Raw genomic sequence first — 12449 nt, 5'->3', positions numbered from 1 at the left:
CCCATCCCTTCCGCGCTTGCAACGCTCCAAAAAAAGAATTTGCCGCCCTTGTGACCGGACGGCAACCTCTAGGTCTATTTCGAGTCCTGATTCAGAACCTCACGAAGCGCATCCGCCCACAGCTGATATCCCTTCTCCGTCAGATGGCAGGTATCAAAGGCGATCTCCCTTGGCAGCGTGCCGTCCTCGGCAAGCATCGATGGCCCGATATCCAGGAACGTCAGCCCAAGCTCTGACGCTAACGCCGCATACAGCTCATTCATCCGCCCGATCAGCTTGCGGCGCGAATCCTCCGGCGACTCCTCGCGCGGGAACACCGCCATCAGAACGATACGCGCGGAAGGAGCATGCGTCCGAACCCGCTCCACAATGGCCCTTACTCCATCGCGAGCTTCTTCTGCCGAGCTGGCACGCGCGTTGTCCGTGCCGCTCGTATTATTGGTGCCGATATTAATAACGACCCACTCTGGCGAGAGACCTTCCAGCTGGCCATGATCCAGTCTCCACAATACATTCTGGGTCCGGTCCCAGCCAAAGCCCAGATTAAGGACGCGGCGCCCGCCAAAGACAGATTCCCAGGCTTGTCCGCTGCCATGCTGACTCGTCGATACCGGCAGCCCTCCCCAGAAATGCGTGATGGAATCGCCAATCAGCACAATTTCGGGATTAATTTCACTCTTAATCTGCAGCACCTGGTCATGCCGCTCCCACCAGTCGTAGCTGTCATCTTCCAGCTTGGTCGCCGGAATAACGGCCGTATTCACCGTATCCGCTTTCATAAGCTTGTTGCCCTCAGCCGTCTTATTCACTTAAGCATCCCCTTGCCTCGATGATTTGACTCTATTATAGCGGAGAAGAGGAGACTTTCAACCATAAAAAAAAGGCCGAGCAGCTGCGAGAGGCAGCCGTTCAGCCTTTTCATATACGTTTCTTACGCTTTGTTCGAGGAACCGAACTCGCGGATTTTACCCATAACGGTTTGTTTGATCGCTTCGCGGCCTGGAGCCAGGAATTTACGCGGATCGTATACATCGGAGTCTTTCGTCAAGATCTCGCGAGCAACTTTAGTGAACGCGATTTGGTTCTCCGTGTTTACGTTGATTTTCGCAGTACCCAGGGATACAGCACGTTTGATGTGCTCAGTAGGGATACCAGTACCGCCATGCAATACGAGTGGAAGCTTGATTGTTTGACAAATCTCTTCCATTTCTTTGAAGCCCAATTTAGGCTCGCCTTTGTAAGGGCCATGAACGGAACCGAGGGCTGGAGCCAGGCAGTCGATACCTGTGCGTTGAACCAGCTCTTGACACTCTTTAGGATCAGCGTAGATTACGCCTTCAGCAACAACGTCGTCTTCTTGGCCGCCAACTGTACCCAGTTCAGCCTCAACAGAAACGCCGCGCTCGTGAGCGTAAGCAACAACTTCGCTAGTGATACGAACGTTTTCTTCGAATGGATCATGCGAAGCGTCGATCATAACGGAAGTGAAGCCAGCGTCGATCGCTGCTTTACATTTTTCAAAGCTGGAGCCATGGTCCAGGTGAATTGCAACTGGAACCGTGATTTTCATTTCTTCGATCAAAGCCGATACGATGTTCGTAACAACTTTGAAGCCGCCCATATAACGAGCTGCGCCTTCAGATACGCCCAAGATTACTGGCGATTGCTCTGTTTGTGCAGCGTCAAGGATCGCTTGCGTCCATTCCAGGTTATTGATGTTGAATTGACCAACAGCGTAACCGCCTTGCAAAGCTTTGTTCAGCATGTCTTTCATTGATTCCAATGCCATTGTTAAATCCTCCTCAGATAAATGACTAGACCTTTCAATCATACCCAATTCAACTGCTGTTATGCGGTTCCAACCGGCAGATCAATCGGCCCGAACGGAATGGGCGTATGTACTCGTTCACGTTCTCTTTAAGTCAATATGTTATCACAAAATTCGGCATAAGACTACCTATTGGAGGCCAAGCCCCTTTTGCGGAGAGCGAATCAGATTGTTTCAAAAATTGTAAGCGCTATAATAGAAGCGATAAAAATGAGCAACAGCAAAACAATAAGAGACTGACTTAACCGCCCCGCCACAGCGTTGATTTAACGTTCATCTGCAGCCCTCCCGCCAGCACCTTTTCCCTGTGAAGTATAAGGCAAAAAGCCGTCTGTCCTTTGCGAACGGCAGCTTTGCTACTACATCTTCGCCGGCATAAGCTGTTCTTCTCTCTGTCTCTTCTTCGTCACTACAAAATACAGCGCCGTCAGAATCACGAAGATGACAATGTAAATGGCAAGCCGCCCTACCTGCGCCCACATATGATCGAAATCGCCGCTTGAGATGACGTCCCTGTAGCCGCGGATGCTGTAGGTCATCGGCAGCCACGGATTCATCGCCTGCGCCCAGCCCGGCAGAAGCTCATAAGGGAACGTGCCCGCGCTGGAGACAAGCTGGAAGATCATGAGCAGCAGCACGACGAACCGCCCGGGATTATCGAGCCAGGTGACAAAGGCCTGGACGACAAACATAAACGTAAAGCCGGTTATTATGGTGTACAGATAGAACAGCGGCACGCTCTGCACCTTCAAACCAAGCACGTACAGAATAACCGTACTAAGAATGAGGGACTGGGCTAGACTCATAAGCCCAAAGGTGAGGAGCTTGCTCAGGAACAAGGGATAGCCGTCCGCTCCGTCTGCCGAGGATTGTCTCGCCGAGAACATCGTCGTAAAGACGAGTGAACCTGCGAACAAGGCCATGGATAGAAAATATGGCGCGATGCCATTGGCGTACAGACGTACCTTCCGGTCGTCATTGGCCACAATGGTAACCGGTTCGGCGATCATCTGAATCGTCTTCTCATCTGCCTTAAGGCTGGCCGTCTGCTCCGCGGCATCGGCAAGCTTGTCTGCTAATTCCTGCGAGCCGGATGCCAGCTTATCCGCTCCTGTTTTCAGCTCTCCGGCACCCGATGCCAGCTGGGAGGAACCACTGGAGAGACTCGCGCTTCCCGCCTCGAATTGGCCGATGCCATTCTTCAGCTTCTCCGCGCCTTGCGCCAGCTGCGCCGCACCTTGTCCAAGCTGCTTGCTGCCCGATATAAAGGCCGGGAATTCCCCTGCCATCTGCGAGAGGCCATCACGCAGCTGATCCTGAGCCGAGGCAAGCTGCGAAGTGCTTTGCAGCAGCTTGCTCTGGCCATCGCTCAGCTGTTTGCTGCCGGTAAGCAGCTTCTGCTGCCCGGCGTTTAAGGTGCGGCTGCCGGCGAGCAGCTTCTGCTGGCCTTTGCTTAGCTCGCGCGCTCCCGCTTCAACCGCCTGGCTTGCCGCCAGCAGCTGCTGAACAGCCGGATCCGACGCCAGCTCGGCGTTGCTGTCCACCAGCTGCTGCAGGCCATCGGCTACCTGGGCGCTCCCGTCTGCGAGAGTTGCGCTGGCAGCAGAAGAGGCCGTCAGCCCCGTCTCCAGCTGCTTGCTGCCGGCCGCCGTCTGTTTACTGCCGGCATACAGCTCATCCGCGCCATTCTTGGCGGATTGAATACCAGCCTTCAGCTTGGCGGACCCGTCCGCCAGCTTATCTGCCCCCTGCATCAGCTGCGTCGAAGCTTCACCCAGCTGCGAGGCGCCGCTGGATAAAGTCCCTGCGCTGCTGCTCAGCTTCGACAGCCCCGCATTCAGCTGCGAAGCACCCGACTCAAGCTGGCTAATGCTGGCATGCAGCTTGGCCGCGCCGCTCGACAGCTCCTGCAGCTTGGAACTGAGCGTCCCCGCCCCATCCTTTAATTGCACGGCGCCAGTATACAGATCCGTCGCCCCTATGGCCAGCCGGGAAAGACCGCTGGACAGGGTCGAGAATTGGGACAGCATGCTTCGCGAATAGGCTTCCGTCAGATTTTGCGACAGCTTGTTTCGCAGCTCCTTTGTCGCATTTTCGCTAATCTGTCCGGAAATAAAGTTATAAAAGCTGTTAGACTCAAAGATAATATCCGCCTTCTGCGGCGTTTCGCTCGTTAGAGATGCCGCATCCTCGGAAAACTCCTCCGGAATCGTAATCGTCGCATAATACCGGTTGCTGACCATCCCCTCCTGGGCTGCCCGCTCGCTGACGAACCGCCAATCGAAGGTCTCGTTTTCCTTCAGCTCATTCACAAAGTCCTCGCCGACATTCATTGGCTTCCCTTGATACTCCGCGCCTTTATCGAGGTTGACGACGGCAACGGGCAAATCCTGAAGCTGGCCGTACGGGTCCCAATTCCCTTTAATCAGAAATCCGCCGTACAACATGGGAACAATCGAAACGCCAAGAAAAGTAATGATAAGCATTCTGTTTTTCAGAAAATAGCCTACGTCCTTTTTAAACACACGAAACGGATTAGCCACCTATGATCCATCCTTTATCTGTCATTCATCGTGCCCCTATTGTTTCCTTGGCCTTCCACTTCCATTCGACAGCTATTGCATTTGCGATCTCTTACACTTTAATAGAGGAACCACATTTTGAAGGGATGTGATGCTGATGAGGCGAAGAAAACCACTGCTTGCTCTGCTAATCGGATGTTGTCTCCTGACCTTTGCGGTAACAGGCTATGCGGCCACCAAAGCGGCATACGAAGAAGCGGACCAGTCCTGGGCTGCTCCGGCATTAAAGGCATGGCTCGACCTCGGATGGCTTCAGGGCTATCTCGACGGCACGATAAAGCCCGAACAGCCCGTTACGCGGGCAGAGATGATATCGCTCATGAACAGAGCCTTCGAACTGACGGATTCGGCTCCTCTCTCCTTTCAAGATGTAACGACAAACGACTGGTTCTATACCGATATCGCCAAAGCTGTAGAAGAAGGCTACATATCCGGCGAAGACGGTGCGTTAAAGCCTGAGCAGTTCATCACCCGCGAGGAAGCGGCTCTCATGCTTGCATCCATTGTTCATCTGGAGCTTCCGAGAGAAAAAGCGCCACCGTTCCAGGATAAAGATTTGATCCTCGAAGCAAACCGGGGAGCCATTGCAACCTTGGCGGAGAAGGGGATTATTAAAGGCTACCCGGACGGCACCTTCCGGCCAACCGAGCCGGTTACTCGTGCAAGCGCTGTCGTAATGATTGATACGCTGCTGAGATCCGGCATCGTGAACCGGACCTATTCGGCACCGGGTACTTACGGACTGGAATCCGTTGTTGAAACCGCTTACGGGAACGTCACCTTAAAGGCAGCCGATATTACTTTGCGATACATGCATATCAAAGGAAATTTGATAATAGAGGGTGGAAGCGGCGATTATCATCTCATCCATGTTATTGTAGACGGCCATACGATAATCCAAGGTGATGGTTCGCCGGCCGTTCATCTGTCAAACGCTTCGCTTCATGAGGCTCTGGTTCAGACTGAAGAAGGTGCCGCCATGAACGTGGATGGGGAAACTGCCGTCGGGCAGCTGACAGCTGACAGCCCTTTAACCTTGAACCTAAGCGATGAGGCCGTAATCAAGCATCTGGAGCTGAATGCCAAGGCTGACGTGAATGGACATGGCACAATAGAGCATGCTACGCTAAATGACGGTGCCCAGTGGTCGACCTTTGAGACAATGCCGGATCTGATAGATGGTCCGTACAACAGCGCCTGGATCTGGACGCAGTGATTCCATGTCATCGGGATATTTGGTAGTATTAGTCTAAAAAACAGATAAAGGAAAATTCACATGATGTCCTCAGATTCATTAGAAGCCATTGCATACCGGGAAATACGGGAACGGATTATGCATGCCGAATATATGCCAGGCTCCATGCTGTCGGAGAATGAGCTTGCCGGATTGCTTGGCATGAGCCGGACGCCGATCCGCGCTGCCATCTCCTTGCTCGAACGAGAAGGACTTGTGGGTTCCTTCCGGGGACGGGGCGTAATGGTGAAGGAAGTATCTGCCCATGAATTCAGCGAGATGTACGAGGTTCTCGTCTCCATGCAGCTCTTCGTTCTAGATACGGCCGTTAAACGCCAGCTGGCCTTTGATCTGGAAGCGATGAGCCGGATACTCGAGCAGCAGCAAGTGTCCATGGAGCAAAAGGATTATTACGGCTACTACAACAGCAGCCTGCTGTTTACCGAGACAATCCTGCGAACCATCCACAATGAGAGCATGCTGCAAATCATGGAGCTTTATCGCGGCCGTTATGTCTTCAGTACCGTGTCCTATCGCAAAAAATATCCCCAATACCAGCCAAGCCGCTCCGTTCAAACGAACCGCAGGATCTTCGAAGCCATCAAGCTCGGTGATATCGCAGCAGCCAAAGCCGCTGTTTCCGATCAATACTCGGATACTCACGAACACTTTATCCTCCACGGCTTGATGAAATAAGTCCATATGACGTACAAACCGGAAGCTTTCACAGCTTCCGGTTTTCTTTTTGTCTTTTACAAATATTCAATCCCGCGATTACACACAACTTACATACAACCTGCATACTAAGTGAGAAGATTAGAGCAATAAGGAGGCAACAACAAAATGTCAACGATTCAATTAGGCAAACAAACCAAGGGGATCTGGTTCGATGAAAAGCATTTCTCAACAGACAAGCGTCCATGGTTCGGCGAGCTGCCGCAGCTGCCGGCAGGAGACTTCTCCTTCGCCGTCGTAGGCGACCGCTGCGGCCTGGCAACACCTGGCGTTTTCGAGAAAGCGCTTGACCTGTTGACTGACCTTAAGCCCAGCTTTATTCTCTCCGTCGGAGACTTGATTGAGGGCTATTGGCGCGACCCGGCTAACGTTCACGAGGAATGGGATGAGATTGATGCGAAAATCGCAGCAACCGGCGTTCCTTTCTTCCAGGTTGTCGGCAACCATGATTATGGCAATCCCATGATGGCTGATGTATGGAGAGCGCGCAAAGGCTTCGAATACTACGCATTCCGCATGAATGATGTCCTGTACTTGATCATAAACACCGAGAATCCGCCTCATGAGTTCCCTGAAGTCTTCCTCGACACGATTAAGCAGGCAACGGAACTGTTCAAACAAAACCCTGCAACACCACTGGAGCAATTGTTTAGCGGCATGGCAACCATGTCTCCTGAAGAAGCCGCCGCACTCAGCAGGCTCGATATCGGCATCGGCGAAGAACAGCTTGCCTTCTTCCAGGAAATATTGGAGAACAACCGGGACGTGAAGCACACGTTCGTAACCATGCACAAGCCGGGCTGGAAATCGGACAATGCGGATTTTGCAGAGCTGGAACGGATGCTTGAAGGCCGCTCCCACACCGTATTTGCCGGCCACTTCCACTCTCTTGAATACACGAATCATTCGGAATCCTCCAAGCAATATATCCAGCTCGGCCGTACCGGCGGCTTGACGCATGGTGCCAACCGTTCGGACGAGAACCTGATCCTGTGGGTAACGATGAAAAGCGGTGTTCCATCCTACCGGGTTATTCATCTAGGCGGCGTTGACGCCATTGAGAATTACGAACCGCAAGATCACTAATAGGACAGGCAGCAGCCTGACAATCGGGAGGTTCTTATTATGGAAAAGCTGAAATTCATTCACCTGACAGACACGCACATGAATGCTCCACACGCCCAAAATCATTTCTCCAAGCTCAAACTGGCTGACAAAGTGTCCCGCGTGTTTGCACATATCCATGCCAATGCCATCTCCCCTGCTTTCGTTGTGATTACGGGAGATTTGTCGCATGAAGGCGACGTTCAGGATTATGAATACATTCGTACGATTGTTGACGAAGGCTCCGCACGGCTTGGAGTACCGGTCTATGTCGTTCTTGGCAACCATGACCACCGCGCTCCGTTCCGCGAAGGCTTCCTTCAGGAAGAGCCTTCCGAGCAGCCGTATTACTACTCCCACACGATTCAAGGCGTTCGTCTGATCGGCCTGAACTCTCAAATCAAAGGCCATCACCACGGCGAGATTGACGCCGAGCAATTGGCTTGGCTTGAAGAAACGCTCCGAACGCCAGCTGAGAACGGCACGATCGTAGCCCTTCATCATCCGCTGCTTACTATTAACGGCATGCCTTCGGAACATCTGCTCGCAAACCGCGAACAGCTTGGCACTGTACTTGAAGGTACGGACGTTATTGGCGTCGTGGCCGGCCACGTTCATACCAACAATGTAGGCACATATAAAGGGATCTGCAGCGTAGCGGCAACGGGAACAGCCTTTGCCGGCGAAGCGGCTGAGGACAATCAATTCAAGATGGTCGACTTCTGCGGGTACAATGTGATCTCCGTATTTGAGGAAGGTATTACCGTACAATCGATCGTTCTGCCTGGCATGCAGGAAGAGTTTTTCCGCTTCTCGATGGAAGCTGCAGCTGCCCATAACGAATAGAAAGAAGGTTAACTTTCATCATGACAAATCAACTTATGCCTGCGAGCTTGCTTCCCCTTCAAGGGGCGTTTAATTTCCGCGATATGGGCGGTCAACAGGCGGCGGACGGCCGTTCGGTCAAGAAAGGCTTGTTATTTCGCGCAGCGGAATTAACCGGACTTACGCCAGGCGACCACCTATTGCTTGAAGCTTACAACCTAAAGCATGTATTCGACTACCGCAATCGCGGCGAAGCCGAGCAAAAGCCCGATCCGCAGATCGGACAAGCGGTCAACATCCGTATTCCCGCGAACGTTGCAGCAGAGGATGCGCCAAGCCTTGATCTCGAGAAAGTATTCGCCAGCGGACTTCACAATCAATTTTCGAAAAACATGCTGGTTGACCTGTACGCTGAGCTTCCGCTTCGAAACGCTTCCTACAAGCAGTTGATGGAGCTTCTCAAAAATCCGGAAGCGAATCTGCCGCTTGTTCATCATTGCGCAGCCGGGCGTGACCGTACCGGTGTTGGCAGCATGCTGATCCTGCTGACGCTTGGCGTGCCTTACGAAACGGTGCTCGAGGATTACCTGCTGTCGAATGTCACGCTCGAGCACTACCATCAGCAGATGTTTGACATGGCAGCCAAATATGTCAGCACCGAAGAGCTGAAGACGATCGAAGAAACGATGAAGCTGCAGGAAGTGTATCTGAAAGCAACGCTGGACAGCATTATTCGCGAGTATGAAACCTTTGACCGTTACTTGCTGGAGGAATTCGGCATTGACGAAAGCATGAGGAAACAGATCCAGGACTATTGCCTGGAATAGATCAAATCCAATTCATTAGCGGAGGTAAATATGAAACGTTTGGCAAAAGGCGCCATCGCTCTTATGACGGCAGGCTCGCTTATCCTGACCAGTGCTTGCGGAGCGAATAGCGAATCAAGCAACACATCCGGCAATGCGAATGCGTCGGCAAAGGCTAGTCAAGTTGAACTCGGAACGCTTGACCCGGCGAACCCAACGAAAGTTACGTTCTACTCCTACAGCCTTGCTTATCCAACGATGAAGGCTGGCATGGAGCAGCTGATCCAAGAGTTTAACGATACGGTCGGCAAAGAAAAAGGCGTTATAGTTGAAGGCGTGCCCGATGCAACCTTCCAACAATACAAAGCGGACATATCGGCGGGCAAAGAAGTCGATGTCGTACAGCATACGTTCAACCTGCTTGACAGCTCCCGTCTTGGTCTGGGCTTCAAGGCGTACGAAGACGTATTCCCGCAAGCCGAGCTTGATGAGCATTTGAAGGGCATCTCGCCCAACGCGCTTGAACTTGGCAAGATCGACGGCAAAATGTACGGACTTGCCTTCACGTTCAGTACGCCAATCGTCTTCATTAACGGCAAGCTGTTCGAAGAAGCTGGTCTTGATCCGGCTAATCCGCCGAAGACTTGGGATGACATTAAAAAAGCGTCGCTTCAAATTAAAGAAAAAACAGGCAAAGATGGCTTTGGTCTCTCTCCTCAGAACGGTTGGGTAACGGAAGGACTGATCTTAAGCAACGGCGGCCGCGTATTGTCCGAAGACCACAAACAAGCAGAGTTTGCGAACAAGGAAAGTGTAGACGCTATCTCGATGTGGAAAGACCTGTATATGAACGGCGCATCGGCAAAAGGTACGGACGCTGAGGTTTCCGAGCAATTCATGGCTGGAAACCTCGGTATGTATGTTTCTTCTACATCGCTGTACAGCGGCATTAAGAAAGCTTCTGAAGCAGGCGGCTGGAAGGTATACGGAGGAGCGCTTCCTCAATTCGGAGAGAAGGAGTCTATTCCTGTCAACTCCGGTTCTGTACTCGCTGTCCGCCCGGATTCCCCGGAAAAAAATGCAGCGGTATGGGAGTTTATCAAGTTTGTGACAGGTGATAGAGGCTATACGATCATCACGTCCCAAATCGGTTACCTCCCGCTTCGCACCGGTCTTGCCGATGACCCGAACGGACTTAAAGAATTCGTTGAGCAAAACCCGCTGTACAGAATCAACCTTGAGCAGCTGTCCCGCATTCAACCGGTTGCGATCTGGCCTGGCGAAAGCGCAACGGAGATGGTTACCGCCTTCACGGATGCGATTGTGAAATCGGTCAGCACGGACGCAGATGTAGAACAAACCCTTAAGCAGGCACAAGATCAAATCAACGGCATGATGCCTTAATAGCAGCCATAACACTGGAGAGATTGTTCCTCCATAAGAAAGGAATCGTTATGAGCCAAACTATCGAAAACTCGTATGCCCCCCCTTTAAAGGGGAGTACCGCAATGGCAAGAAGAAGTCTGAATAAGACCAAGCTGTGGCGGCGCATTAAACCGTTCCTCTACTTGGCTCCTGCTCTTATTTTGCTCAGCGTCTGGATGTATAAGCCACTGATTACGACCTTCTATCTGGCCTTTCATAAGTGGAACATGGTTCCCGGGACAGACAAGAAGTTTGTTGGCCTCGATAATTTCGATCGCCTGTTCCATAATCCGGCCTTTATCGATTCCATTGGCAACACCGTCTTCTATACGGCAGGGCTTCTGCCGTTCTCGATTCTCATTCCGCTTGTCCTTGCCGTCGTCACGAACAATATGAACGGCAAGATGAAAAACTTTTACCGCGGTATCTTCTTTATCCCGATGATTCTGGCCCCTGTGTCGGTCAGCGCCATCTGGCGGTGGTTATTCCATCCGTCGAACGGTGTAGTTAACCACATTCTGCTCAAGCTGGATCTGATTCAACAGCCCGTTGCCTTTTTCTCCGACGCGAACTTTGCCAAGTGGATTATCTTGCTCATTACCGGCTGGAAGATGATCGGCTTCAGCGTCATTATGTTCTCGGCTGCCTTGACCGGTATTAACCGCGAATACTACGAGGCTGCTGCCATTGACGGAGCCACAAGCCTGCGCCAATTCATTAACGTCACCGTACCACTCATGTCGCCAATGATTATGTTCATGCTGATGATGAGTATCCTGTTCTCCAGTCAATGGACATTTGCTTATATCGATATTCTAACAACGGGCGGTCCATACGGCACTTCAACAAACATCTATTACGAAATGTTCCGCTACGCATTCTCGAACTTGAATGTTGGCTTCAGCTCGGCAGCTGCGCTTGTTTTCTTCTTCATTTTTGGCGCTATCGCGCTGCTGCTCAATGCAGTATCCCGCAAGCTGTCGTTCTACGACAATTAATGGTGAAGGAGAATTATCGATGAACAAACGATCCCCGGTAGCGGCAATCCTGCGGCATGGGGTACTGGCTCTGATGTGCATCATTGCGGTTATTCCGCTGTACTGGATGGTCAATTCCTCGCTGAAGAACGAGTCCGAGATTTTTACGTCCAGCTTTTTCCCTAATGCGCCGACCTTTAGCAACTATTCGTATGCCTTTTCCCAGATGCCGATTGTCCGAATGATCTTCAATTCGTTTGGCATCTCGATTCTCATGACGCTTCTCCAGCTGGCAACAAGCCTGCTTGCGGCTTACGCTCTCGTCCGCTGGAGATTCCGCGGCAAGGGACTGATCTTCTCGATCCTGAGCCTGACCTGGCTGATTCCGTTCCAGGCTATCATGATTCCGAACTACGTACTCGTTAATAACATGGGACTTAATGATTCCATGCTTGGTATCGTGCTTCCGTTCTGCGTGTCAACGTTTGCCATTCTATCGCTGTACCAATCCTTTCAATCGTTCCCCGGCGTTCTTATTGAAGCAGCCTGCATCGACGGCATGAACGATTGGGACATCCTGGTGCGGCTTATTATTCCTAACATCCGTTCAGGGATTGCTTCGCTTGGCATCATCTCGTTCATTAATGCCTGGAATGAATATTTGTGGCCGATGCTCATTACGAAGAAAATGGAAAACTCGCCGATTCAGATTGGCTTGAAGCTGTTCGTCAACTCGGACACGAATATGTGGGGCTCCTTAATGTCCGCCACTACCGTGTCTTGCCTGCCGGTTCTGATCATCTATCTGCTTCTCCGCCGGCATATTGTAGATTCGTTTATCAAGTTCGGCATCAAGTAGGGCACGCTCAATCAAAAAGCCATGAGCTCCCAGGCGGAGATTCATGGCTTTTTTGTTTATCTTATTTTCCGCTT

At 51.7% G+C, this 12449-nt stretch carries 11 protein-coding genes; 8 read left to right on the top strand and 3 right to left on the bottom strand.

Going from position 1 to position 12449, the window contains the following annotated elements; all coding sequences use genetic code 11:
- Positions 1–74: 74 nt before the first annotated feature.
- The 3 genes from BM200_RS25700 to BM200_RS25690 form a co-directional block, all read right to left on the bottom strand.
- On the bottom strand, positions 75–809 hold the full coding sequence (locus tag BM200_RS25700) for a GDSL-type esterase/lipase family protein (RefSeq protein ID WP_245773157.1): 735 nt from the start codon (positions 807–809) through the stop codon (positions 75–77).
- A gap of 122 nt (positions 810–931) precedes the next feature.
- The gene (locus BM200_RS25695; protein ID WP_091189609.1) at positions 932–1789 is read right to left on the bottom strand and encodes a class II fructose-bisphosphate aldolase; all 858 of its coding nucleotides are present in this window, start codon (positions 1787–1789) and stop codon (positions 932–934) included.
- A 398-nt stretch (positions 1790–2187) separates the two neighbouring features.
- Entirely contained in the window at positions 2188–4371 is a 2184-nt protein-coding gene (locus BM200_RS25690) for a YhgE/Pip domain-containing protein (RefSeq protein WP_245773156.1), read from the bottom strand.
- A gap of 136 nt (positions 4372–4507) precedes the next feature.
- Between BM200_RS25690 and BM200_RS25685 the strand changes: the two genes are divergently transcribed.
- From BM200_RS25685 to BM200_RS25650, 8 genes are all read left to right on the top strand, one after another.
- Positions 4508–5626: an S-layer homology domain-containing protein gene (locus BM200_RS25685; RefSeq protein ID WP_175533021.1), complete on the top strand. Its 1119-nt coding sequence runs from the start codon at positions 4508–4510 to the stop codon at positions 5624–5626.
- Positions 5627–5686: 60 nt separating this feature from the next.
- Positions 5687–6340 (top strand): GntR family transcriptional regulator, encoded by a 654-nt coding sequence (locus tag BM200_RS25680; RefSeq protein ID WP_245773155.1) that lies wholly within the window; start codon positions 5687–5689, stop codon positions 6338–6340.
- Between the two features lie 147 nt (positions 6341–6487).
- A complete protein-coding gene (locus tag BM200_RS25675; protein ID WP_091189605.1) occupies positions 6488–7465 on the top strand; it encodes a metallophosphoesterase family protein in 978 nt (325 codons plus the stop codon).
- Between the two features lie 39 nt (positions 7466–7504).
- Entirely contained in the window at positions 7505–8329 is an 825-nt protein-coding gene (locus BM200_RS25670; protein ID WP_091189603.1) for a metallophosphoesterase family protein, read from the top strand.
- A gap of 20 nt (positions 8330–8349) precedes the next feature.
- The gene (locus BM200_RS25665; protein ID WP_091189602.1) at positions 8350–9135 is read left to right on the top strand and encodes a tyrosine-protein phosphatase; all 786 of its coding nucleotides are present in this window, start codon (positions 8350–8352) and stop codon (positions 9133–9135) included.
- Positions 9136–9165: 30 nt separating this feature from the next.
- Positions 9166–10518, top strand: a complete 1353-nt coding sequence (locus tag BM200_RS25660; RefSeq protein WP_091189600.1) for an ABC transporter substrate-binding protein — start codon at positions 9166–9168, stop codon at positions 10516–10518.
- Positions 10519–10622: 104 nt separating this feature from the next.
- Complete coding sequence (locus BM200_RS25655) at positions 10623–11537, top strand: carbohydrate ABC transporter permease (protein WP_245773154.1); 915 nt, start codon at positions 10623–10625, stop codon at positions 11535–11537.
- A gap of 19 nt (positions 11538–11556) precedes the next feature.
- Complete coding sequence (locus tag BM200_RS25650) at positions 11557–12375, top strand: carbohydrate ABC transporter permease (protein ID WP_091189597.1); 819 nt, start codon at positions 11557–11559, stop codon at positions 12373–12375.
- Positions 12376–12449 lie beyond the last annotated feature (74 nt).

This window comes from Paenibacillus catalpae (genome assembly GCF_900112695.1).
Lineage (GTDB): Bacteria > Bacillota > Bacilli > Paenibacillales > Paenibacillaceae > Pristimantibacillus > Pristimantibacillus catalpae.
This window is presented reverse-complemented; position numbering and strand designations above follow the sequence as displayed.

Coding starts and splice junctions, on each gene's coding strand:
- BM200_RS25695 (WP_091189609.1), bottom strand. CDS start 1,789: ATGGCATTGGAATCAATGAAAGACATGCTGAACAAAGCTTTGCAAGGC.
- BM200_RS25685 (WP_175533021.1), top strand. CDS start 4,508: ATGAGGCGAAGAAAACCACTGCTTGCTCTGCTAATCGGATGTTGTCTC.
- BM200_RS25680 (WP_245773155.1), top strand. CDS start 5,687: ATGATGTCCTCAGATTCATTAGAAGCCATTGCATACCGGGAAATACGG.
- BM200_RS25675 (WP_091189605.1), top strand. CDS start 6,488: ATGTCAACGATTCAATTAGGCAAACAAACCAAGGGGATCTGGTTCGAT.
- BM200_RS25670 (WP_091189603.1), top strand. CDS start 7,505: ATGGAAAAGCTGAAATTCATTCACCTGACAGACACGCACATGAATGCT.
- BM200_RS25665 (WP_091189602.1), top strand. CDS start 8,350: ATGACAAATCAACTTATGCCTGCGAGCTTGCTTCCCCTTCAAGGGGCG.
- BM200_RS25660 (WP_091189600.1), top strand. CDS start 9,166: ATGAAACGTTTGGCAAAAGGCGCCATCGCTCTTATGACGGCAGGCTCG.
- BM200_RS25655 (WP_245773154.1), top strand. CDS start 10,623: ATGGCAAGAAGAAGTCTGAATAAGACCAAGCTGTGGCGGCGCATTAAA.
- BM200_RS25650 (WP_091189597.1), top strand. CDS start 11,557: ATGAACAAACGATCCCCGGTAGCGGCAATCCTGCGGCATGGGGTACTG.